The sequence below is a fragment of the Candidatus Pantoea edessiphila genome (assembly GCF_002933355.1).
In the GTDB taxonomy this organism is placed as follows: Bacteria; Pseudomonadota; Gammaproteobacteria; order Enterobacterales; family Enterobacteriaceae; genus Pantoea_C; species Pantoea_C edessiphila.
Genome location: NZ_PDKU01000001.1, coordinates 340109 through 365863 on the forward strand (window position 1 = coordinate 340109; position 25755 = coordinate 365863).

A 25755-nucleotide genomic window follows, 5' to 3' on the forward strand; every position below is an offset into this window, starting at 1 on the left:
ATGTATATTCTATATAACATTTAATTAACTTGTAGTCCTTTATCATGTTTTTCAGCTTGATAAGAAGATCTAACTAGTGGACCACAAGCTGCATAAGTGAAACCCATGGACAAAGCTTCTTTTTTCATATCATCAAATTCTTTTGGAGCTACGTAGCGTCTTACTGGTAAGTGATTACGACTTGGTTGTAAATATTGTCCTAATGTTAACATAGTGACACCATGATTACGTAAATCTTGCATGACTTTGATAATTTCAGAATTAGTTTCACCTAATCCTAACATCAATCCAGATTTAGAGGGAATATTAGGATGATATTTTTTAAAATTTTCTAATAACTGAAGTGATTTATTATAATTAGCACCAGGACGTATTTGACGATATATTCTTGGAACGTTCTCTATATTATGTCCAAATACATCAGGTGGTTGATTATTGATAATATTTAAAGCAAGATTCATACATCTACGGAAATCAGGAACTAATATTTCAATTTTAATATTATTACTTTTCTTACGAATAGAACTAATACAATTAACGAAATGTTGTGCACCTCCATCAAGTAAATCATCTCGATTAACTGAAGTAATTACTACATATTTTAATCCGATATTAATTATAGCATTTGTTAGTCTTTCCGGCTCTTTATCATCAGGCGTCAAAGGTTGTCCATGTTTAACATCACAAAACGGACATCTTCTAGTGCAAATAACACCAAGAATTATAAATGTTGCTGTTTTTTTATTGAAACATTCAATAATATTAGGACAAGACGCTTCTTCACAAACTGAATTTATATTGTTTTTACGCATGATAGATTTTACATTAGCAATATGACTTGAATCTATAGGTAACTTAATTTTAATCCAATCTGGTTTGGGAAGTATTTCTTGATCCTGTATCTTTATATTTTTTATTGGAATTATTTTCATTATAAATAGATTATATAATAAAATACATGCTTTTAAAGGCATTTTAAAATTTATTTAAATTAAAATAAAAAATCTTAAGAAATTAAAAATTTATTACATGTGGTATTATTATTGCCATTTAATATAATTATAATTCATTAAATCAGTAAATTCTGATACTAATAAATACTTAACTTTAGTAATACTGACATCATGATCAAAATTTTGTATTTTTGTCATTTTCATATTAGCATAACCACATGGATTAATAATTAAAAATGGAGTTAAATCTACTGTTACGTTTAGTGCTAATCCATGCAATGAACAACCTTTACTAATACGCAATCCAAGTGAACAAATTTTTTCATTTTTTACGTATACTCCACGTGCATCAAGACGATTATGAGCTCTTATTTTAAAATAACTTAGAGTTTTAATCACTGTTTGTTCTAAAATACTAATTAATTGATGAACGCTAATTTTACGACGTTTTAAGTCAATTAACACATACATAATTTGTTGTCCTGGTCCATGGTAAGTCACTTGACCACCTCTATCACTTTTAATGACTTCAATATTAGTTGGTTCTAAAATATGTTTACTAGAACCGAAGCGACCTTGAGTAAAAATAGGATAGTGTTCTACTAACCATAACTCATCATAACTTTTATTATTACGGTGGATAGTATATTTATGCATAGCATCTGATACAGATTTCCATGGACATAAATTTAACTGACGTATCACAATAGAGTTTATTGGCAAAAAATATCCTTTTATGTTAAAATAATAATGGACTTAAAATTATAATTGCATAGTTATCTGCTTTCTAGCGTTTCATCAAACTAATAGAATAAATTATTTATATTAATAAAGTGTATTCATGAAAACAAAACTTATAAAGTCAATACAATTTCCTGCTAAATTTACTTTTAAAGTCATTGGATTATCTAAACCTAATTTAATTAATAACATTATTAAAGTAGTCACTCTTCACTACTCAGAAGAATATCAAATTAAAGTCTACAAAAGCAGTAAAGGAAATTATAGTTCTGTGAATATTACTATCAATGCTAATCATATTGATGAAATTGAAAACATATATGAAAACTTAGTTAAAATTAAAATAGTTCGTTTTGTATTGTAATATTAAAAATACTTTATAAGTGAATTGAGCTTATCATGTTTTTAACAATGGAAACCCGCCTAGTAGCGGCGGGTGGTTTTGGTTCTGACTGTTAACTTAAAGACTGATAACGTTAGCAGCAGATGGACCTTTTGCGCCGTCAGTAATTTCAAACTCAACTCTTTGACCTTCAGCTAGAGTTTTGAATCCGTTGCTCTGAATAGCAGAGAAATGCACAAATACATCTTTGCTACCATCTTCAGGAGTAATGAACCCGAATCCTTTTGATTCATTAAACCATTTAACATTACCTTTGATCTTAGACATCTAATATTACCTTTACATGAAAAATATAACGCTACAACTGTATTGTTGTTCAGTACAGCAACTATAGAAATAATTATACAACTTACATTTCATTGTACTTTAACAAGTACTATTTTCAATGCATATTTTTATTATGTTAATATTTTACCTCCCTAATAATTTTTAATATGAACTATTCAAATCTATTTAGGCTTTAACTATTGCACAATATTATATTTAATTCAAATAAAATATTGACATAATTTTAAAAAAATCTTTAAACTAATAGCCGTTATAAGTACAAATTATAAATGTATACATTAACATGACATATATTTTATTACATAATCTATATTTTTTATCTCAACAGCTAGTCTTATCAATAAAGTATTATAACTAACTTATTACAATTAATTAAAAGATTTTTTATTAAAAAACTGCTTATTGCTTATTATATACATATAGAAAATAAATACAAATCTAAATTTATTGAAGTTAATTTTTTTTAAGCTACAACAAAATTAGCAATAATAATCGTAAATAAAAACAATTTTATAAAAAAATAATTTTAATTAGTATACTTTTATTATGATTAATTTATTATATAAAATAACTTATGATGATTTATTTTTTATAGAATGGATATAAGTTAGTAAAATAATGAATATAAAATTGCAGAAATAGCTGTAAAACCTATAAACACAATAAATAAATCACTAATATTATTGCAATATTTATGCATATTTGAAATTTTTCTAATTGCATATATTGGCATTATAAATAAAATCACTGAAATAATAGGTCCTCCTAATGTCTCTATCATTTTTAAAATATTAGGATCTAGCGTAGCTACTAACCAAGTAGTTATTAAAATAAACAATGAATTACAAAAATTTATTTTTTCAGGAGCTATTGTTTTTCCTAAGTTACGTAATAATTTAGTTACTATGCCATTAAGTCCTTCTTTAGCACCTAAATAATGACCAAGAAAAGATTTTGTGATAGCTACAATTGCAAGTGGTGGACCTATCCAAGCTATTATTGGTACATTAAAATGATTTGCTAGATAAGATAATATAGTTATATTTTGTTTTTTAGCCATATTTAAATCTTGAGAAGACAGACTAAAAACACAACTAAAAACAAAAAACATAACTGTTATTACCATTAATAAATTTGAAAAAATAAGAATACGTGAACATTTTTTTTCTGCATATTCACCGTATTCTGCACGTTTTACTAATGCAAAAGAAGATATGATAGGCGAATGATTAAAAGAAAAAACCATAACCGGAATAGCTAACCATAATGTAATCCATAAGTTACTATTAATATTTTCATTTAAATTCAAAGTGTCTAATATTTCTCCTCGCCAATGAGGTACTAAATAAAATGATATTAAAATTAATGCTATGATAAAAGGATAAACTAATAAACTCATTATTTTTAATATTATTTTTTCACCAAATCTTACTATTGTCATCATAAAAATAATAAAAATGAAAGATACTAAAACACGTGGTGGAGGTATTAATTTTAATTGATTTACAATAAAACTATTTAATGTATTAGTCATCGCAACACTATACATCAAAAGAGTAGGATATATTGCCAAAAAATAAAATAAAGTCATTATATTACCTGCACATGTACCAAAGTGTTCTTCTACTACTTCAGTAATATCTCCTAAAGGATTATTTCCCGATAATACAAATCTTGTTAACGCTCTATGAGAAAAAAAAGTTAAAGGAAAAGCGATAGCAGCCATGACAATTAATGGAATTAAACCTCCGATACCTGCATTAATAGGTAGAAATAATACTCCTGCACCAATTGCTGTGCCATATAAACCTAATAACCATACAGTATCTGTTTTATGCCACCCTCTTTTTACAGTATTAATAGTACTTAACGTATTGATCTGAGTGGTTTTCATTTAATACTCCAACAAAATTATTGTAATGTTGTTTTATCTAAAAAATGATTAGAAATATATGTCATTTTTCTAAAAGGAAAATATAAATTATTTTTATAAAATAAATTAAAATGTTTGTATTTTTTTAAATTAAAATTTAATATTAATTAAAATTATAAATATCTATTGACAAAATCAGTACGTTTTTGTTATGATAAATATATGATTAGAGTAATTTTATTATTATATATATTTTATGTTATCTAATACATTAATATTTGTTCATCAATAATATAAATTACATATTCCGAATAGAAATATTATGAATATATGATATTTAAAATAAATAAAAGTCAATTATTTTCATAATAATATTATAAAGTTAATATTCCTTATGAAATAAATGTTAATTGCTTAATTTTAAAGTAATTAATTTATATAAAAATTAACAATTGATATCAAATATTATTTAATATCAAAAACATATTCTATCTGCAATACAATTTTAATTTGAAATAATATATTTACAATATTGATAGGTTATATTTCTAAAAAATTTGATTATATGTTGAAAAAATTAAATTGGTTTTTTTAAAATTATTAATAGATTTATAAGTATAATATATTATCAAAAAATATAATATTACAATAACGCATTAGGTAACGAATTTGATTTATATAAATATTTGAATTATAGATTTAATAAAAATTAATTTACCAATATTATTGTTTTATAATAATAATATATTTTAAGTTTATAATACTAGATTTTAATACAGGATTATGAAATGATAAATTTGCTGTAATACTATAAGGTTGATAAAATGTTAAAAATTGAAATATATACAAAAAAAACATGTCCTTATTGTCATCAAGCAAAAGATTTTTTAAACAAAAAAGGCGTTGCTTTTCAAGAAATTTCTATCGATAACAGTAAAATAAAAAGACAAGAAATGATAGAACGTGCTGGTAGCAAAACAGTCCCTCAAATATTTATAAATGATAAACCTATAGGAGGTTATGACGATTTGTTATCGCTTGATAATCAAAAAAAATTAAACACATTTGGATTGTAATAATATGTCAGAATATAATATTGATGAAATTACATTTCAAATTCAGCGTATATATATCAAAGATATTTCATTTGAAGCGCCGAATACTCCACAAATATTCCAAAAAGACTGGAATTCAAATTTAAAATTGGATATAGATAATTCTTCATACCAGTTATCTAATGAATTATTTGAAGTAGTGTTAAGTGTAACTGTAATTGCTGATATAGATAAAATCACTGCTTTTATTTGTGAAGTTAAACAAGCTGGGATATTTAATATAATAGGTATTCAAGATTTACGACTAATGCATTGTTTAGGAGTATATTGTCCTAATATTTTATTTCCTTATGCAAGTGAATGTATTAATAATTTAATTGCACGTGGTACCTTTCCTCAAATTAATTTAGTACCTATAAATTTTGATAAACTTTTTACAACTAAATTACAACAAAAAAAATAATATAGAAATATTACTAGATTAATCTAAATTTCTATTTATCTTATTACGTAGGATTATAATAAGGCGCTATATAATAAAATTTAATATATTCATATTATATTATTGTTAAAAATTGACTAAACAAAAAATTGTATACTTGTTTTGATCAATATATTGTATGCTTTCGTTGTTTAGGTTGTGATAATCAAAAATTTTTACAGGAAGTAAAATTAATGCTTCATGATAAGTTAGAAACTATTTGGAATCATATTAAAACAGAAGCTTATGTTATCTCGTGCTCTGAACCGATATTAGCTAATTTTTATTATTTAACATTGCTAAAACATGCAAGTTTAAGTAATGCACAAAATTACGTTTTATCCAGCAAATTAGCTAGTTCAGTTATGCCTATAATTAATATTAGTGAAATATTAGAAGAAGCATATACTAATGATAGTTCTATTATAATTTCTTCTGCTTATGATATAAAAGCCATACTTCAACGTGACCCAGCAGTAAATAAATATTCAATACCCCTACTTTATCTTAAAGGTTTTCAGGCATTGCAATCATATCGTGTTAGTCATTGGTTATGGAATAAAGGTAGACGTGATCTTGCTATTTATCTACAAAATGCAATATCTATTACTTTCGGAGTAGATATTCATCCTGCAGCAAAAATTGGTTATGGAATTATGCTAGATCATGCTACAGGAATTGTAATTGGTGAAACAGCAGTAATTGAAAATGATGTTTCAATATTACAATCAGTTACATTAGGTGGTACTGGTAAATCTACAGGAGATCGTCATCCAAAAATTCGTGAGGGTGTAATGATAGGAGCTGGTGCTAAAATTTTAGGTAATATTGAAATAGGTCAAGGTGCAAAAATTGGTGCAGGTTCAGTAGTTTTAAAAAGTATACCTCCAAATACTACTGCCGCTGGCATTCCGGCACGTATAGTCGGTAATTCATCAGGTGATAAAAAACCATCAATAGAAATGGATCAATATTTTAGTAGCATAGAATACCAATTTGGTGAGGGTATTTAATTTAAAAAATCAAGTTAATAATTTTATTTTAAATAAGTTATAAAAGAAATTAACAAAATTGCTTTATTAAGTAATAATGTTAATTTAACTAAAATTCGAAAAATTTCTTAATAACATTGAAAAATACTTCCTATTTTATTATTCAATAATAATAAATAATATATCCTATAATTACAGATTAACAATTGTATGTAATTAAAGATATTATATTTAAATATAAGTTATATAGTATTAATAAAAATAATTAAGCTCATCTATGAAAATATTTCACTTAACAATATTAAAAATAAATTGCATTAAAATCCTTTATAAAGAGATAACTACACAACATTCTTATTCAGAATTAGTAAAACTTGCTGCATTGGTAGCAACTATTTTTTCTTTTGTACTATTAATCATAAAAGTTTGTTCTTGGTGGTATACCGAATCGGTAAGTTTGCTTGCAGCGTTATTGGAATCAATTGTTGACATAACAGCTTCTTTAATAAACTTATTAGTAATACGTTATGCATTACAACCGGCAGATTCTGATCACATGTTTGGTCATGGTAAAGCTGAGTCATTAGCTGTATTAGCACAAAGTATGTTTATTTCAGGATCATCTTTTCTACTCTTTCTTACCGGTATTAAATATTTAATTTCTCCAAGCATTGTTCACTCTCCAAAAACAGGAATTATTATTACTATCATTGCACTTTTTTCTACTTTAATTTTAGTAACTTTTCAGAGGTGGGTAGTGCGTAAAACCAGTAGTCAAGCAATTCGTGCAGATATGTTACACTATCAATCAGATGTTATTATGAATTGTGCTATTTTAATAGCTCTTATATTAAGTAGTTATAATTTTGTACATGCTGATGCATTATTTGCTTTAGGAGTTGGATTTTTTATTCTTTGTAGCGCATTGAAAATGGGATATAATGCAATACAATCTTTATTAGATCGTGTATTACCAGAAAAAGAACGTGAGAAAATCTTGGAAATATTAGATAAACAACCTAACAATATAAAAGGTATACATGATTTACGTACCCGTCAGTCTGGATCTACTAGATTTATTCAATTTCATTTAGAGTTAGAAGATAATCTACCGCTATTACAAGCTCACGATGTAGCCGACAGAATAAAAAAAGAACTACTTAAAGAATTTCCAGGTTCAGATATAATTATTCATCAAGATCCCTATTCTGTTATACATTGTGAAAAATAATATAAAAATAATATTCTAATAAAATTAATAATCTTAACTAACATATATAAAATATTGTATATTAACACTATTAATAACTAATATTATTATTAAAAACAATAGTAATTGTTAAATTTTCAGTTAATACAATATTATTATAAATTTACAATTAGTTTATAAATGAGAATCAATATAACCATTGGAGACTATGATGATCAAAAAAATAGGTGTATTAACTAGTGGTGGCGATGCTCCAGGTATGAATGCAGCTATTCGTAGCGTTGTACGTTCTGCATTAAGTGAAGGATTAGATGTATATGGTATTTACGATGGTTATTTAGGTTTATATGAAAATCGCATGATTAATCTTGATCGTTATAGTGTATCTGATGTAATCAATCGTGGTGGTACTTTTCTTGGTTCTGCTAGATTTCCCAATTTTCTTAATGTAGAAACAAGAAAAGTCGCTGTTAGAAACATGCAAAATTCAGGTATTGATGGATTAGTAGTAATTGGAGGTAATGGTTCTTATATGGGTGCTATAAAAATCACTGAAATGGGTTTTCCATGCATTGGTTTGCCTGGCACTATTGATAATGATATAGCAGGAACTGACTATACTATAGGATATTTTACTGCACTTGAAACAATAGTAGAAGCAATCGACCGTTTAAGGGATACTTCATCTTCACATCAACGTATTTCCATTGTTGAAGTTATGGGTCACTATTGTGGAGATTTAACATTAGCAGCTGCAATTGCTGGTGGTTGTGAATTTATTGTATTACCTGAAATTCCATACACTAGAGAAGAACTCGTAAAAGAAATTAAAATTGGTATGTCTAAAGGGAAAAAGCATGCAATAGTTGCAATTACTGAAAATATTTGCGATATAGATAGTTTAGCCAATTTTATTGAAAAAAAAACTAAACGAGAAACACGTACAACTGTACTAGGACACATACAAAGAGGTGGTGCACCTTGTGCATACGACCGTATTCTAGCATCTAGAATGGGCAATTATTCCATTCAGCTACTAATACAAGGTTATGGAGGACGTTGTATAGGAATACAAAATGAAAAAATGGTTCATTATGATATTATAGATACAATCAAAAACATGAAGCGTGCATTTAAAAATGATTGGTTAAAAATTGCTAAACAACTTTACTAAAAGTATCCTATAATAACAGTTAATAGCATGAAATCTAATTTTTATTTTTTATCAAATTTTTAGATGTTTCCACTATTTTAATAACATTTGAAAATACTGTAGGATTCAGTGAAGCCGCACCAACTAGAAATCCATCAACATCAGGTTGAATAATTATTGTAGCAGCATTTGTTATATTGATAGATCCACCATATTGAATAATCAATTCATCAGCAATATCAATATCTTGTTGAGCTATATAATTTCTTATAAATTTATGCACTGACTGTATTTGTAAAGGTGTAGCAGATTTTCCAGTACCAATTGCCCATACTGGTTCATAAGCTATAACTGCATTTTTAAAAGCTGTTATTCCTTGACAATCTAATATAGTATCAATTTGTAACTTACAAACTTCTTTAGTTTTACCATTGATATTTTCTATCGAAGTTTCACCGATACATAAAACCGGTGTCAAACCTAATGATTTAATCACTGCATATTTTTGTGCTATATAATTATTATCCTCTCTATGATATAATCTGCGTTCGGAGTGACCAACAATAATATATTTCACACCTATATCTTTTAGCATTTCTGCTGAAATATCACCTGTGAAAGCTCCAGATAAATTTATATCAACATTCTGAGCACATAGTTTAATATTATTTGAAATAGATTTGCTTATTCTATCCAGATAAACGATGGGAGGTGCAATAGCTATTTGACATTTTTTAATGCTAAATAATTTTTTATTAAGTTCATTGACTAAAGTGTCAAGAATCAAACTATTTCCATTTAATTTCCAATTACCTATAATTAATGGAGATCTCATTATATTTTTCCGAAAAATAAATTTATTTTAAAAAGTAATACCAATTTCTAATTCTAAATTCATTATATATTAAATTTTTTCATATGTAATAAATTAAATTATTTTAAAATCAAAAATTTATATTTTAAATATATAATAATATTATCTGATAAAAGAAAATTTTTACCAATAATTTTCGCTAGTTATATGTCCAGGACTTGCTTTTAAGTTTATACTCATACCTCTGGTATTTGTTAATAATTTTTTAGTATCGTTTACCATACCAGGATTACCACATAACATAACATGGCTGCTATCAGAATCTATAGTTAATTTGATTGCATTTTCTAATTCTCCGTTGCTAATTAGATCAGGTATATGACCGTATAGAGAATAATAGTTCTTTTCTCGACTTACTATAGTTTGAAAATGTAATTTTTTAACATATTTATCTTTTAATTTATTAATTAAATTTGAAAAACTTAAATCTGTAGAATACCTTACTGCATGAACGAGAATGATTTTATCAAAACGATCTAAATCTTTTCCATGTTGTAAAATTGAAAGATATGGTCCAATAGCAGTACCAGTTGATAACATCCATAACGTTTTACATTTAGGAATTGAATCTAAGACAAAAGATCCTGAAGCCTTTTTTGTTATCATAAGTTTTTCACCTGGTTTTAGTCTATGTAAATTTGGAGTTAATTTTCCTCCAGGTACCATAGTTAAATAAAACTCTAGTATTTCATCGTTCGGAGCATTTACATAAGAATAAGCACGCTGTATACGTTTACTATTTAAATCTAAGGCTATTTTAGTAAATTGACCTGCTATAAAAGAATCAATAGGTGCTTTAATACGAAGACTGAACAAAACATCTGTCCAATTTTTTATTTCGTGAACTCGAGCATCAACCCAATCAGACATATCTCAACCTTTAAAATTTTTATTATCGGGATATAAATGAAACATTACTAATAATGTTGTAATACGATATTGATTTAAAGAAAACAACTCTTCAAGTAATCAATTAAATACACTAACATAAAAGTAATATATTTGATTAAAACTATTATCTAAAATCTATTATATTAATTTATTGATTTTTATCCTTATATTTAACTAGTAGTATTAGTTATAAATAATTACAATAATTTAAAACCATAAAATATAATTATACCACCTTAAAATGTTTTTGTTGACAGATGATTTAAAATTTATCTGAATAAATTAACTTTAATTTACAAATTATAATTTTTCAAAAAATTTTATACTTTATATATAGCTAAAATCTAACTGGAAAAATATCATATTAAGATAAAAGTATATTTTATATTTATAATATAAAACGACTTAAATCTTCATCACCTATTAATTGATCTAGATGTTTGCCAACATAATCTCCATCAATCATTACTGATTCTCCTTTTCTATCACTTGCATCATATGAAATATCTTCCATTAGACGTTCAAGAACAGTGTGAAGACGACGAGCACCAATATTTTCAGTTGTTTCATTAACATGCCATGCAGCTTCTGCAATTTTACATATACTGTCTTCAGTAAAATCTATGTTTACACCTTCAGTATTGATCAGAGCTTTATATTGCATTGTTAATGAAGCGTTTGGTTCAGTAAGTATTCGTTTGAAATCATCAACAGTTAATGCTTTTAATTCCACACGAATTGGTAATCGTCCTTGAAGTTCAGGAATAAGATCAGAAGGATTTGCAACCTGAAAAGCACCTGAAGCGATAAATAAAATATGGTCGGTTTTGACCATTCCATGTTTAGTAGATATAGTACATCCTTCAACTAAAGGTAAAAGATCACGTTGTACACCTTCTCGAGATACATCTGGTCCTCCAACTTGACCACCGTATTTGCAAATTTTATCTATTTCATCAATGAAAACTATACCATGTTGTTCTACAGCTTCAATAGCATCTTGTTTTATTTCTTCTGGGTTTACTAGTTTAGAAACTTCTTCTTCAATCAACAGTTTTATAGCTTCTTTTATTTTTAGCTTCCTAGATTTTTGTTTCTGAAATCCTAAATTTTGAAATATAGATTGTAATTGGTTTGTCATTTCTTCCATACCTGGAGGTGCCATAATTTCTATGCCTAAAGATGCGACTGCCAAATCAATTTCAATTTCTTTATCAGCTAACTGACCTTCACGTAATTTTTTTCTAAAAGATTGTCTTGTTGCAGAAGATTCCTTTTTATGATCTTCTTGTTGACCCCAGTTGTTTTTCATAGGTGGTACTAATACATCTAAAATACGTTCTTCAGCCATTTCTTCAGCACGATATTTATTTTTTTCTATAGCTTGACTACGTACCATTTTAACTGCCGAATCAGTTAAATCACGAATAATAGAATCAACTTCTTTGCCTACATAACCTACTTCTGTAAATTTTGTTGCTTCAACTTTAATAAAAGGTGCATTCGCTAATTTTGCTAATCGGCGTGCTATTTCAGTTTTTCCTACACCAGTTGGTCCAATCATTAGAATGTTTTTAGGTGTTACTTCATGACGTAATTCTTCATTAAGTTGCATACGTCTCCATCTATTACGTAGCGCAATAGCAACAGCTTTTTTAGCGCTATCTTGACCTATTATAAAACGGTTCAATTCTTTTACAATTTCACGAGGAGTCATCTCGGACATAATTAAAATCCTTACGCCTTTAGCGGTAATTCTTCTAAATTAACGTTATGATTAGTATATATACAGATATCACCAGCTATCTTAAGTGCTTTTTCAACTATATTACGTGCATCTAATTCAGTATTTTCTAATAATGCACGTGCTGCAGCCTGTGCAAATGCACCTCCAGAACCGATAGCAATTAAGTCATTTTCTGGTTGTATTACATCTCCATTACCACTGATAATCAGAGAAGCCGATTCACCTGCTACTACTAACATAGCTTCGAGACGGCGTAATATACGATCAGTACGCCAATCTTTTGCCAATTCAACTGCTGCTTTAACTAAATGACCTTGATAAGTTTCTAGTTTTCGTTCAAATAACTCAAACAAATTAAAAGCATCTGCAGTGCTACCTGCAAATCCAGCAATCACTTTATCATTATAAAGACGACGTACTTTTTTAACATTGCTTTTCATTATAGTATTTCCAAGAGTAGCTTGACCGTCACCACCAATTACTACTTGGCTGTTACGTCGCACACTTACTATTGTTGTCACAGATGGATTTCCTTGTTACGTTCGAGAAGGGCTCCGACTGCAAGGCACAGAGCGTTATGCAAAAAAATATGGGGTAAGTTTAATGGGTTTCAAGTCCCTAATAACATATGATTTTCAGAACTATAAGTAAATTACAATAATTATTAAAGGGAATACTATAATATATCTTTTTTACTATTTTATTATTATCTTAATTTTTATAATCGAATAATGCATTAATTATATAATTAAATTCAATCTTTAATTGATATTTTAATATACGTTTAATATTTAACATGTAGTATTATATTATAATCAATTATTTTAATAAAGTATAATTAATATTTACTGCATATATTCTATAATTAAATAGCAATAATGTATAAATGTTATAAATAATTATTCATATTGATGATTATGTAAAAATTTTATTTATCATAAGATAATTATATATATAATAAATTGCAAACTCAAAAAATTAATTTAATTATAGCATCGTAATTAACTTATTTTAATAAAAATTTTAGTAAATTTGAATTAATCTCATAAATAAAATATATATTTTATAACAATACTTAAGACTCAATTGGATCTACATCTAGAATTAATTTAACTTTACGTGCTTCTGGTATTTTATCAATTATTGGCAAAAACTTATTAATTAATTCCTGTAAGGATTTACGTGAAGGGTGTTGAATTAAAAGATGCCAACGCCAACGCTTATTTTTTTTCGGTTGTAAAGAAGGTAATGGTCCCATAAACCATATAAATTTATCATTTAAGATACTATTTTCTAAGTAATTACGTAATTTTTGAAGCAATTTTACCACTTTATTACAATCGGTATCTTCAGCACGGAACAAAACATGATTAGTCCATGGTGGTAATAATACCGACTTTCTTTCTAATAATGTCTTTTCTGCAAAAGCAAAATATCCCTTATTTAATAAAATTTTTAATAGAGGATGATTAGGATAATACGTTTGTAACAATACCTCTCCTTGTTTTTTAGCACGTCCTGCTCTTCCAGAAACTTGAACATACAGTTGAGCAAAACGTTCAGTAGCTCTAAAATCAGATGAAAATAGTGCTCCATCTACATTTAATAAAGATACTAATGTTACATCTGGAAAATGGTAGCCTTTCGTAATCATTTGGGTTCCTATTAAAATACACGGTCCTCCACAATTTATATTATCTATATATTCTCTAAATGTGTTTTGATTTCTAGTAGTATCATGATCTATACGCAATATTTTTATATCAGGAAATAATTTATTTAGTTTGTATTCAATTTGTTCAGTACCTATTCCGACTGGTATTAAATTTTTTGAATTACATTCAGGACATTCACTAGGTATTAGTTTTTTATTATTACAATAATGACATATCAATTGACGTTTATATTGATGTAATGTGTAATGATGTTCACAATTATTACATTCTGCAATCCAACTGCATTCGTGACATAGTAATATAGGTGAAAAACCTCTGCGATTTAAGAACAACAAAACTTGATTTTTAGCGCATATATGGCTACGGATTTTCTGAATCAGAATTGGTGATAGTCCCCCAATTAATGATAATCCTTTCAAATCTATTACTTGTTGTAATAATAAATTAGTATTACCGGTTTTGTTCATTAAGTTCAATTGACGATATTTACCTTTAAAAACATTATATAATGTTTCCAATGCAGGTGTTGCTGATCCCATTACTATTGGTATGTTTTCTTTATAAGCTCTATATACTGCTAAATCACGTGCTTGATATCTCCAACCGTCTTGTTGTTTATATGAATTATCATGCTCTTCATCAATAATAATGATGCCTGGTCTAGCTAATGGAGTAAATAATGCTGATCTAGTTCCAATTATGATAGCACTTTCACCCCGTCTAGCTCTTAGCCATACATTGAGTCTTTCTTGATTGTTTAGAGATGAATGTACTAAATCAATAGGAACGTTAAAACGTTTACGAAAAATATTAATTATTTGAATTGTTAAACCAATTTCTGGTACTAAAATAAGTGCTTGTTGACTACGAGTCAATATATTTTCCACTATTTGAAGGTATACTTCAGTTTTCCCAGAACTTGTTATACCAGCTAGTAACCAAGCTGTATAGTGATTATCTTCTTTTTTTATAGAATTAACAGCTATAACCTGATCTTTGTTTAATTTTGGTTTCGCACCTATAATAGTAATATGATTATACCAATTGTTGTTAACTGGTAATTCATTTTCTATAAGCTTACAAAGGCCTTTATTATTTAAGGCTTGCATCACTGAATTAGTTATATTATATTTGTTAATCTTGTCAGATACTAATGATATTTGACGTAATAAAATTAAGGCTTTTTGTTGTTTTGGTGCATTTTTAAGACTTTCAATTCCAATTGAACGACCCTTTTCAGTAATTTGCCATATTGATTTTGGCTTATAACATGTTGATTTTCCTTGACGTAGCAAAATAGGAATAGAATTCATTAAAACTTCTCCTAAAGGACAATGGTAATAATTTGCAGCCCACTTTAAGATATTCCATAAAGATTTTGTAAATATAGATTCTTTATCTAAAATCTTTTCAATTTCCTTCAATTTTTTCTTTTGGAGATGACAATCGTGTGTTTCATATAGTGATACAATAATACCAATCATTTTTCTTGTACCAAAAGGTACAATTACACGTCCACCGATAATTGGTTTGTTATCTTTTGGATAGATATAATTAAATAAACGATTTAATGGAATAGGCAAAGCAACTTGAATGATAGACATATTAATCCTTGGATAAATAACATAAATATGAAATTTATATATTTAATTATATAAAGTAGTAACTGATAGATAAAATTATAAAAGAATAAATATTACAAATAGTATTTTATATAAATTTAAGTAATAAAATATTGATTTTTAGAATATGAGGCTTATATATGAAACAAAATATTCATCCTAAATATGAGTTAATTACCGCAAATTGTACTTGTGGTAATGTAATTAAAATTCGATCTACTCTGATACAGAAATTGAATTTAGATGTATGTAACCAATGCCATCCTTTTTATACAGGTAAACAACGAGATGTATCTACTAGAGGTAGAGTTGATCGGTTCAATAAAAGATTTACTTTAATTTCATCAAACAATAAATAATTCTAATCATTGATGTGCTAGAGTATTCATTTTAAATATATCATTAATTATATACAACTGCTTAACTTATTTAAGTTAAATATATTTAAATTCTTCTAATAATTTTTAAATCTCAGGAGAGTATTATGAAATTTAAACAAGCAACAATTGCAGTTCATAGCGGTTTAAATGATGATAAACAATATGGTTGTGTAGTTCCGCCCATTTGTCTCTCTAGTACTTATAGCTTTAGAGGATTTAAACAACCACGAATTCATGATTACTCACGTCGTAGTAATCCAACAAGAGATATAGTACAACAAACTATATCTGAATTGGAAAGTGGTAATGGTGCAGTATTAACCAATACTGGTATGTCGGCAATTCATTTGATAACAACAGTGTTTCTTACACCAGGATCTTTATTAATAGCACCACATGACTGTTATGGTGGTAGTTATCGTTTGTTTTGTAGTATGGCTCAAAAAAAATCATACAATGTAAAGTTTATTAATCAAATTGATAAATTGGAGCTTCAAGAAGCTTTAAATGAAAAACCAAAAATGATATTTATCGAAACACCAAGTAATCCTTTATTAAGAGTTGTAGATATTTCAATGATTTGTGAATTAGCTAGCAAAGCCGGAGCTATAAGTGTAGTAGATAATACATTTATGACTCCAGTGTTACAAAATCCTTTGCTGTTAGGAGCTGATCTGGTGGTTCATTCATGTACTAAGTATATTAGTGGTCATTCCGATGTTTTAGCTGGTATAGTAATTGGGAAAAATACAGATTTAATATCAAGATTGGCATGGTGGGCTAATAACATTGGCATTACTGCTGCAGCTTTTGATAGTTATTTATTATTGCGTAGTTTACGTACTTTATTACCTAGAGTTAAGATAGCTCAAAATAATGCTATAGCAATTATTAAATATTTAAAAACACAACCATTAGTAAAAAAAATATATCATCCTTCATTAAAAGAAAATGTTGGATATAAATATGCAATTAAACAACAACGAGGTTTTGGAGCAATTCTCAGTATAGAACTTAATGGTAATGAGCGATTATTAAAGACATTTTTAAAATCTTTAAAATTGTTTACTTTAGCAGAATCATTAGGTGGTATAGAAAGTTTAATTTGTCATGCTTCTACTATGACACATGCTAGTATGTCTTTTGAAGCTAAAATGAAAGCAGGAATTTCCGATATGTTATTACGTATTTCAGTAGGTATTGAAGACAAAGAAGATTTAATTAATGATTTAGATAATGGATTTAAAACTGCTTCTCAATGTGCTGAATATAATTTAACCATTGGCAATAAAATATAATAATAAAATATTTAAGGTATTATGTTTTTAAATAGATAATTAAATTCAATGAATATTAAGTAATTACTCGTAATTATTTTAGAATTTTTTACTTAAAACTTTAAATATAATGGTAAATTATAGGTAAGTATAACTAATTAATATAAGTAAATCTGGATTAGTACACCTGTAACTTATTGATATCGTTTATAAGGCAAATAAGATGGGTATCTATTATACTAATCAATATAAAAAACTTAATCAAAATTGGTTGAATTATAATGAAAAATTTAATATATCATTTGAATTCTTTCCTCCTCGCAATAAGATAATGGAAAAAATTTTATGGAATTCTATAGATTTTCTTAGTAAATTGAAACCTAGATTTGTATCAGTTACATATGGTACTAATTCAGGGACAAGAAAACTTACTTATAATATTACTAAAAAAATCAAAGATATTACTGGATTAGAAGCTGTTCCTCACCTTACATGTATCAATGCTACACGTAACGAGTTACGTAGCCTAGCACATAAATATTGGAATAATGGTGTTTGTAAAATTATAGCATTAAGAGGTGACTTACCTAAGCAGAATGGTAATTTTAAACCAGAAATGTATTGTTATGATTTAATATCTTTATTAAAAGAAGTAGGTGATTTTGATATTTCTGTAGCAGCTTATCCTGAAGTACATCCTGAAGCTAAAAGCGCACAATCAGACTTAATTAATTTAAAGTGTAAAATTGATGCTGGTGCGAATCGTGCAATAACTCAATTTTTTTTTAATGTAGACAATTATTTACGTTTTAGAGATCGTTGTGTAGCTATTGGTATTGATGTTGAAATTGTGCCCGGCATTTTACCTATTTCAAATTTTAGACAATTAAAACACTTTGCAGAAATTAGTAAAGTGCATATTCCTCTATGGATGTATGAATTATTTAATGGTTTAGATAATGATTATGAAACATGTAAAATGATAGGTGCTCATATAGCAATGGATATGGTAGAAATTTTATCTAATGAAGGTGTTAAGGATTTTCATTTTTATACTTTAAATAGGTATGAAATGAGCTATTCGATCTGTCATGCATTAGGGATAAAACCTGATAAGTTATAATAATTAGAATAATAACAAAAATTATTTGATAATTTAACTATATTGATTAATTACAAAAGTAATGAATAATTTTATAAATACTATCATGAGTAGGTTTTATATAGGACATATTTATAAATTCGTTGGGTTGATGTGCTTGATTTATTGAACCGGGACCAAACACTAATGTTGGACATAATTGTTGTATAAATGGAGCTTCTGTACAATAATGTACCATCTCTGTTTTCTTGTTTAAGATTTTTTTAATTTTTTTAATAAACAAATTGTTATTATTACATTGATATGCTGGAATTGGCGGATATAATTCCTCGACAATTATTCGATTTGGCCAATTATTTTTTATAGGTAGTAATATTTGATTAATCATATCATTAACATTATTAATAGTAGTATTAGGTAAAAAACGTATGTCCATATGTAATTCGCAATCAGAGCAAACACGATTTACTACATCTCCACCTTTAATATGACCAAAATTAATAATTAAGTCAGAATGTTTTAGACCATAATGTTCTTTATCATGTTGATTTCTTAATTTCATTAAATGATGTATTGCTTTTTGCATTAACTCAATTGCATTAATACCATTAAGTAGATTGCTTGAGTGACCTACATCACCTTTAGTACGAATTATATTAGAAATATAGCCTCTATGTGCATTAATTATTTTAAGAGAAGTTGGCTCTCCGATTATGGCAATATCTGGACGTAATTGACTTTTTTGCGAAAAACTTTTAGCTCCTATCATTGTTGTTTCTTCATCAGCGGTAGCTAAAATATAAAGAGGTTTTTTTAACTTTTTTATGTTCATATTATGTAAAACACTAATAACGAATGCAAAAAAACCTTTCATGTCCGCGGTTCCTAAACCATATAGTCTATTATTGTTTTCTGTTAAAACAAATGGATCATATTGCCAAGCACTTGAATCAAATGGTACAGTATCAGTATGACCTGATAACATTAAACCACCTGAACCATTTCCTGTTTTTGCCAGTAAATTAAATTTATTGCGTGTATTTGGGATGGAATATAATTCCACTTTAAAACCAATATCATTAAACCAGTTAGCTAATACATTAATTAAAATTTCATTACTATGATCTAAAGCAGGATCAATTGCACTTATTGATGGTATTGATATTAATTTTCGATAACATTCAATAAAAAAAGATGATTGTACTTCCATTATTAGTGTTCCTTAAAATTAAATTATAATAATAATATCTTTTATTAGGTAAAATATATTAACTTTAGGTAGCTATTTTTATTATGTTAAATACTGTAATTATTGGTGCTAGCGGATATGCTGGCGTAGAGTTAGTAAACATTTTAAGCCGTCATCCAAATATAAATATAGTTGGTTTATTAGTTTCACAATATAGTTCAGATATTGGAAAACCTTTATCTGAAGTTCACCCCAGAATGAAAAATATTATAGATTTACCATTACAAAGCGTTAATAGTCTAGCTGGAAAAGATAAAATAGAGATAGTATTTCTAGCTACTTCTCATGAAATAAGTTATGAATTAGCTCCAAAATTTCTTAAAACTGGCTGTGTAGTTTTCGATCTTTCAGGAGCTTTTCGTGTTAAAGATAAAAATTTTTATAAAAATTTTTATGGATTGCAACATAAACATGGTGCTTTTTTAGAAAAAGCAGTCTATGGTTTAGCTGAATTTCAATGTGAGAAAATTAAAAAAGCACAACTAATTGCAATACCAGGCTGTTATCCAACAGTATCACAATTAGCATTAAAACCATTAATTAATGAAGGTTTAATAAATACAGCTCAATATCCAGTAATTAACGCTATTAGTGGAGTTAGTGGAGCAGGGCGTAAAGCCAACATAAAAACTCATTTTTGTGAAATTAGTTTAGAACCTTATGGAATTTTTAATCATCGTCATCATATGGAAATTGTTATACATTTAGGTATTCCTGTAATTTTTATTCCACACATTGGTAATTTCTCTCGTGGTATTTTAGCTACTATTACGTGCTTATTAAAAAAAGGGGTAACTAATAAAAATATTGCTGATGCATTTAATAAAGCATATCATACTAAGCCATTTGTCAGATTATATCAACAAGGGTTTCCATCATTAAAATCCGTAATAAATTTACCTTATTGCGACATTGGTTTTGCAGTAAATAATAATCATCTAATTGTTATTGGTGCAGAAGATAACTTATTAAAAGGAGCAGCATCTCAAGCAGTACAGTGTATGAATATTCGTTTTGATTTTCCTGAAACTCAATCAATTATATAAATAAAATAAATTACTATGATTAATCCGTTAGTTATTAAATTAGGTGGAAATATTTTAGAAAAAGAAATCGCATTAAATGGTTTATTTAAAACATTATCAAATTATCTTAAAATTTATAATCGTGCAATAATCATTGTTCATGGTGGTGGTTGCATAATAGATAATTTAATGAATAAACTATCGTTAACTACAACTAAAAAAAATGGCTTACGTATTACTAATACTGATCAAATTGATATTGTTATTGCTGCTTTAGCGGGAATTGCAAATAAAAAATTACTTTCTTGGGCAAAAAAATTTAAAATCAATTCTATAGGTCTATGTCTGAGTGATGGAAATATAGTAGATGCAATACAAATCAACAAAGAACTAGGACATGTAGGTTGTGTTATTCCTGGTAAACAATTATTATTACGTATTTTATTTGATAATGGATACATGCCAATAATTAGTTCAATAGGTATCGATGATCATGGCTGTCTACTTAATGTTAATGCCGATGAAGCTGCAACTGCTATAGCTCTAACTGTAGAAGGTAATTTAATATTGTTATCAGATGTAAATGGTATACTAGATAAGAAAGGAAATTTAATTAAAGTATTAAATACAAATGAAGCAGAAAAATTAATTGCTAACAACACTATTAGTAATGGTATGGCAATAAAAACCAGAGCGGCATTAAAGGCTGCTCGTAATTTAAATTATCCAGTATATATAGCTAGTTGGCAACAAACAGATCAATTAATTGATTTATTTAATGGAAGTTTAGTTGGTACTAAAGTTTTTGCTTAATACGTTTGAAAGGATTGTTAAAAATGAAAGATAAAAATATAAAAAAAATAGTACTGGCTTATTCTGGTGGACTTGATACATCAGTAATCATACCTTGGTTAAAGGAAAACTATTCTTCTTGTGAAATAATTGCTTTTGTAGCTGATGTTGGTCAATCTTATAGTTCTTTATATAACATAGAAACAAAAGCTATGCAATCTGGAGCATCTTCTTGTTATATTGTTGATTTAAAAGATGATTTCGTTAAAAACTATATCTACCCTGTATTACAAACAGGTGCGATTTACGAAGGAAACTATCTTATGGGAACATCTATGGCAAGACCAATTATAGCTAAAGCACAAATTGATTTAGCTATCAAATTAAATGCAGATGCTGTATGTCATGGAGCAACAGGTAAAGGCAACGATCAAGTACGTTTTGAAATTACTTATGCTGCCTTAGCACCACAATTAAAAGTCATAGCTCCATGGAGAGAATGGAAATTACGTTCTCGCGAATCTCTTATATATTATTTAAAAGAAAAAGGAATACCTAATGATATATCTATTAAAAAAATATATAGTCGTGATGAAAATGCTTGGCATATTTCAACTGAAGGTGGACTATTAGAAGATACATATAATGTAACGAATAAGGATTGCTGGGTTTGGACTACAGATCCATCAGAAGCACCGAATGAACCTGAACAAGTGACGTTAAATATTAAAAAAGGTGAAATTACAGCTATAAATAAAAAAGAATTAAGTCCGCTTCAATGTTTAAAAACACTAAATATTATTGGTTCTAAACATGGAATAGGTCGTATTGATATTATTGAAAACCGTTTAATAGGTATAAAATCTAGAGGGTGTTATGAAACACCAGGTGGAACTATAATGTTTAAAGCATTACGTGCTTTAGAACAGTTAGTATTAGATCGTGAGAGTTTTAAATGGCGAGAACAACTAGGTCATGAGATGTCTTATTTAGTTTATGATGGTCGTTGGTTTACTCCATTGCGTGAATCTGTACAAGCAGCTGCAAAAGTATTATCAGAACAATTGACTGGTGAAGTAGTTATGAGTCTTTATAAAGGTAATGCAATTGCTATACAAAAAACTTCAGTCAATACTTTATATTCAAAAGATTATTCTACTTTTGAGGAAGATGATGTATACGACCATACTCATGCGGATGGTTTTATAAAGTTGTTTTCTCTATCCTCTAAAATCCGTGCTCTTAAAAAAGCAAAATAAATAATTTTTTATTTTATTTAGTTTTGTTATTTTCATCTTTAATATGGAGAACAATATATGTCACTTTGGGGTGGAAGATTTAACATATCAATAAACCAAAAATTTAAAAAATTTAATGATTCACTACATTTTGATTACCGACTTGTAGAGCAAGATATTATCAGTTCCATTGCATGGTCTAAAGTACTAACAAAAATTAATGTTTTAAATGAACATGAGCAGAATCAGTTAGAAAAGGAATTAAATTTTTTATTAAACAAAATTCGCGTTAATCCTGAAATAATTTTATCAAGTAATGCTGAAGATGTTCATAGTTGGATTGAAAGTCAATTAATTAAAAAATTAGGTGATTTAGGTAAAAAATTACATACTGGTCGCAGTCGTAATGATCAGGTAACAACAGATTTGAAACTGTGGTGTAAAATTACTATTAGAAATTTATTAGAAAATATTATAGAATTAAAAAAACAGTTAATTATAACTGCTGAAAACAATCAAGATGCTATCATGCCCGGTTATACCCATCTACAGCATGCACAACCAATAACATTTGCATATTGGTGTTTAGCATATTTAGAAATGTTAACACGTGACGAAAATCGTTTACAAGATACTTTTAAACGTACGGATGTTAGTCCATTAGGATGTGGTGCACTAGCAGGAACTGCTTACGATATTGATAGAACAAAATTAGCTCAGCTATTAGGATTTAAATATATTACTAACAATTGCTTAGACTCTGTTTCTGATAGAGATTATGTATTAGAATTAATATCAAATGCTGCAATTGGTATGATACATTTATCTCGTTTTGCTGAAGATTTGATTTTCTTTAATAGTAGTGATTTGGGTTTTATTGAATTATCAGATGAAGTAACATCAGGTTCATCGATTATGCCTCAGAAAAAAAATCCAGATATATTAGAACTTATTCGTGGTAAGTGTGGTAAAGTACAAGGTGCTTTAGTTGGAATGATGATGACATTAAAAGCTTTACCTCTAGCTTATAACAAAGACATGCAGGAGGATAAAGAATATCTGTTTAGTGCTATTGATACTTGGATTGAATGCATTAATATGTCAGTTCTTGTATTGAATAAATTAAAAGTGAATAAATTGCGTTGTAGGGAATCTGTAGATCAGAGTTATATTAATGCAACTGAATTAGCCGATTATCTTGTATCTAAAGATATACCTTTTCGCACAGCACATTGTATAACTGGTAAGATAATATTAGAAGCAATTAATAAAAATTTAACATTACAAGATCTAAGTTTAAATGAATTAAAAAAATTTAGTCCTAAGATTGAAGAAGATATATATTCAACTCTTAGTTTAAGATCATGTCTCGATAAACGTAATGCAAAAGGTGGTATATCATCTTTACAAATTGCATATGCTATTAAAGATGCAAAAAAGTCTATTAAGAAATAAATATTACAATAATAGATTAGTTTATTTTTTATTAAATTGAAAAATTGTATTTTATACAACATATAACATCGTAAACGTCTATGAGACTGAATAATAATTGGTCTAATATTTATTAAATTAATTGTATATATGAATTTATAATCCGCTTTATAAATACCATAATTAAAATATGTTTAATATACACTAATGGAATTAGTAGACATGTATTTTATCCAAGATAAAATATCAACAAAAAAAATATATAATTCATCGAAACCTATTATACTTATTTTAGATTCTGGCATTGGTGGTATTTCAATATATACTGAAATACAGAAAAAATTTCCTAATATTAATTATATTTATGTTTTTGATAATGCTGGCTTCCCTTACGGAAACAAGCATGAAATATTTATAATTAAACGTATTTTTAATATTTTTAAACAAATTTCAAGTAAATATTCTATATCACTAGCTATTATAGCTTGCAACACAGCTAGTATAATATCTTTAATTAAGTTACGTAAACATTATATTTTTCCTATTATAGGTTTAGTACCAGCTATAGAGTGTTCTATTAGTAGAACACGTAATGGTATAGTAGGATTGCTAGCAACGTGTAATACAATTAGAAGTGCTTACATACGTCAATTAATACTACAATATTCTAATAAATACAAAATTATAACTATAAGCTCTAATAGATTGGTTAATATATCAGAATCGAAATTTATAGGTAAAAAAATTTTTTTAGAAGAAATACATTATGTTATAAAACCATGGTTAAATCTATTAGAAATACCAGATACTATTGTGTTAGGTTGTACTCACTTTATTTCACTTCGTGATGAATTACAACAAATATTTCCAAAAAATACATGTTTAATTGACTTTAATAAAGATATTTTATATCGTATAAATCAGATATTAAATTATAAATTCCATAGAGCTAAATCTTCTGAAGAGAACATAGTTTTTTGTACTTGCATTAATAGCAAAGCAATACAAATATCTTTATTGCTGAAAAGATTAGGTTTTACAGTATTTAAAAAACTTGTACTGACATAATACGTTTTTATTATAAATAAACGATATGTATTAATCAAGAACAGGTATTAAGTTAAGACTTGACTAATAAACTAAATGGAGATATCATAACAGTTTTATTGCTCTTTAAAAATTTATCAGACAATCTATGTGGGTATTCGTAGATTTAGTGTCAACGATTTTTAATCATAAGACTATAAATATCTATCGAATAAACACGTAATTTATTGCGTAGTTTAATCTGTAGAAACA

The 25755-nt window shown here is 27.2% G+C and carries 24 protein-coding genes; 14 read left to right on the plus strand and 10 right to left on the minus strand.

Annotated elements, in window-relative coordinates:
- Positions 1-20 precede the first annotated feature (20 nt).
- Both lipA and lipB read right to left on the minus strand, forming a co-directional pair.
- Positions 21-932 (minus strand): lipoyl synthase, encoded by a 912-nt coding sequence (gene lipA / locus CRV10_RS01570; RefSeq protein WP_241971807.1) that lies wholly within the window; start codon positions 930-932, stop codon positions 21-23.
- A 108-nt stretch (positions 933-1040) separates the two neighbouring features.
- Positions 1041-1676 carry a lipoyl(octanoyl) transferase LipB gene (gene lipB, locus CRV10_RS01575; protein WP_136130067.1) on the minus strand — a complete coding sequence of 212 codons (636 nt, stop codon included), beginning with the start codon at positions 1674-1676 and terminating at the stop codon, positions 1041-1043.
- Between the two features lie 118 nt (positions 1677-1794).
- On the opposite strand from lipB, the gene ybeD reads away from it, so the two are divergent.
- Positions 1795-2058 carry a DUF493 family protein YbeD gene (gene ybeD, locus CRV10_RS01580; protein WP_136130068.1) on the plus strand — a complete coding sequence of 88 codons (264 nt, stop codon included), beginning with the start codon at positions 1795-1797 and terminating at the stop codon, positions 2056-2058.
- Positions 2059-2154: 96 nt separating this feature from the next.
- Here ybeD and cspE read toward each other — a convergent pair whose 3' ends face one another.
- Together cspE and CRV10_RS01590 are read right to left on the minus strand one after the other, a co-directional pair.
- Entirely contained in the window at positions 2155-2364 is a 210-nt protein-coding gene (cspE, locus tag CRV10_RS01585; protein WP_006118399.1) for a transcription antiterminator/RNA stability regulator CspE, read from the minus strand.
- Positions 2365-2992: 628 nt separating this feature from the next.
- Positions 2993-4279 carry an aromatic amino acid transport family protein gene (locus tag CRV10_RS01590; RefSeq protein ID WP_136130069.1) on the minus strand — a complete coding sequence of 429 codons (1287 nt, stop codon included), beginning with the start codon at positions 4277-4279 and terminating at the stop codon, positions 2993-2995.
- 803 nt (positions 4280-5082) lie between these two features.
- On the opposite strand from CRV10_RS01590, the gene grxC reads away from it, so the two are divergent.
- From grxC to pfkA, 5 genes are all read left to right on the plus strand, one after another.
- Positions 5083-5334 carry a glutaredoxin 3 gene (grxC, locus tag CRV10_RS01595; protein WP_136130070.1) on the plus strand — a complete coding sequence of 84 codons (252 nt, stop codon included), beginning with the start codon at positions 5083-5085 and terminating at the stop codon, positions 5332-5334.
- 4 nt (positions 5335-5338) lie between these two features.
- Positions 5339-5776, plus strand: coding sequence for a protein-export chaperone SecB (gene secB / locus CRV10_RS01600; RefSeq protein ID WP_136130071.1), 438 nt, complete (start codon positions 5339-5341; stop codon positions 5774-5776).
- A 212-nt stretch (positions 5777-5988) separates the two neighbouring features.
- Complete coding sequence (gene cysE, locus CRV10_RS01605) at positions 5989-6807, plus strand: serine O-acetyltransferase (RefSeq protein ID WP_136130072.1); 819 nt, start codon at positions 5989-5991, stop codon at positions 6805-6807.
- Positions 6808-7063: 256 nt separating this feature from the next.
- A complete protein-coding gene (fieF, locus tag CRV10_RS01610) occupies positions 7064-8017 on the plus strand; it encodes a CDF family cation-efflux transporter FieF (RefSeq protein WP_136130073.1) in 954 nt (317 codons plus the stop codon).
- Between the two features lie 190 nt (positions 8018-8207).
- Positions 8208-9170 (plus strand): 6-phosphofructokinase, encoded by a 963-nt coding sequence (gene pfkA / locus CRV10_RS01615; RefSeq protein ID WP_136130074.1) that lies wholly within the window; start codon positions 8208-8210, stop codon positions 9168-9170.
- 34 nt (positions 9171-9204) lie between these two features.
- On the opposite strand, the gene tpiA is transcribed toward pfkA, so the two are convergent.
- From tpiA to priA, 5 genes are all read right to left on the minus strand, one after another.
- Positions 9205-9984: a triose-phosphate isomerase gene (tpiA, locus tag CRV10_RS01620; protein WP_136130075.1), complete on the minus strand. Its 780-nt coding sequence runs from the start codon at positions 9982-9984 to the stop codon at positions 9205-9207.
- Positions 9985-10146: 162 nt separating this feature from the next.
- Complete coding sequence (locus CRV10_RS01625) at positions 10147-10893, minus strand: FAD-binding oxidoreductase (RefSeq protein WP_136130076.1); 747 nt, start codon at positions 10891-10893, stop codon at positions 10147-10149.
- A gap of 409 nt (positions 10894-11302) precedes the next feature.
- Positions 11303-12640 carry an HslU--HslV peptidase ATPase subunit gene (gene hslU / locus CRV10_RS01630; protein ID WP_136130077.1) on the minus strand — a complete coding sequence of 446 codons (1338 nt, stop codon included), beginning with the start codon at positions 12638-12640 and terminating at the stop codon, positions 11303-11305.
- 11 nt (positions 12641-12651) lie between these two features.
- A complete protein-coding gene (gene hslV, locus CRV10_RS01635) occupies positions 12652-13182 on the minus strand; it encodes an ATP-dependent protease subunit HslV (RefSeq protein ID WP_136130078.1) in 531 nt (176 codons plus the stop codon).
- 554 nt (positions 13183-13736) lie between these two features.
- The gene (gene priA, locus CRV10_RS01640) at positions 13737-15941 is read right to left on the minus strand and encodes a primosomal protein N' (protein ID WP_136130079.1); all 2205 of its coding nucleotides are present in this window, start codon (positions 15939-15941) and stop codon (positions 13737-13739) included.
- A 158-nt stretch (positions 15942-16099) separates the two neighbouring features.
- Between priA and rpmE the strand changes: the two genes are divergently transcribed.
- The 3 genes from rpmE to metF all read left to right on the plus strand — a co-directional run bounded on the left by rpmE (position 16100) and on the right by metF (position 18739).
- Complete coding sequence (rpmE, locus tag CRV10_RS01645; protein ID WP_136130080.1) at positions 16100-16318, plus strand: 50S ribosomal protein L31; 219 nt, start codon at positions 16100-16102, stop codon at positions 16316-16318.
- Positions 16319-16443: 125 nt separating this feature from the next.
- Positions 16444-17637 (plus strand): cystathionine gamma-synthase, encoded by a 1194-nt coding sequence (metB, locus tag CRV10_RS01650; protein ID WP_136130081.1) that lies wholly within the window; start codon positions 16444-16446, stop codon positions 17635-17637.
- A gap of 202 nt (positions 17638-17839) precedes the next feature.
- Positions 17840-18739 (plus strand): methylenetetrahydrofolate reductase, encoded by a 900-nt coding sequence (metF, locus tag CRV10_RS01655; protein ID WP_136130082.1) that lies wholly within the window; start codon positions 17840-17842, stop codon positions 18737-18739.
- Positions 18740-18785: 46 nt separating this feature from the next.
- On the opposite strand, the gene argE is transcribed toward metF, so the two are convergent.
- A complete protein-coding gene (gene argE, locus CRV10_RS01660) occupies positions 18786-19928 on the minus strand; it encodes an acetylornithine deacetylase (RefSeq protein WP_136130083.1) in 1143 nt (380 codons plus the stop codon).
- Positions 19929-20011: 83 nt separating this feature from the next.
- On the opposite strand from argE, the gene argC reads away from it, so the two are divergent.
- The 5 genes from argC to murI all read left to right on the plus strand — a co-directional run bounded on the left by argC (position 20012) and on the right by murI (position 25524).
- Positions 20012-21013, plus strand: coding sequence for an N-acetyl-gamma-glutamyl-phosphate reductase (argC, locus tag CRV10_RS01665; protein WP_136130084.1), 1002 nt, complete (start codon positions 20012-20014; stop codon positions 21011-21013).
- A gap of 18 nt (positions 21014-21031) precedes the next feature.
- A complete protein-coding gene (gene argB / locus CRV10_RS01670) occupies positions 21032-21805 on the plus strand; it encodes an acetylglutamate kinase (protein ID WP_199733833.1) in 774 nt (257 codons plus the stop codon).
- 23 nt (positions 21806-21828) lie between these two features.
- Complete coding sequence (locus CRV10_RS01675; RefSeq protein WP_136130086.1) at positions 21829-23043, plus strand: argininosuccinate synthase; 1215 nt, start codon at positions 21829-21831, stop codon at positions 23041-23043.
- Positions 23044-23100: 57 nt separating this feature from the next.
- On the plus strand, positions 23101-24477 hold the full coding sequence (gene argH, locus CRV10_RS01680; RefSeq protein ID WP_136130087.1) for an argininosuccinate lyase: 1377 nt from the start codon (positions 23101-23103) through the stop codon (positions 24475-24477).
- A 201-nt stretch (positions 24478-24678) separates the two neighbouring features.
- Positions 24679-25524 (plus strand): glutamate racemase, encoded by an 846-nt coding sequence (gene murI, locus CRV10_RS01685; RefSeq protein WP_158675173.1) that lies wholly within the window; start codon positions 24679-24681, stop codon positions 25522-25524.
- The last annotated feature ends 231 nt before the right edge of the window (positions 25525-25755 follow it).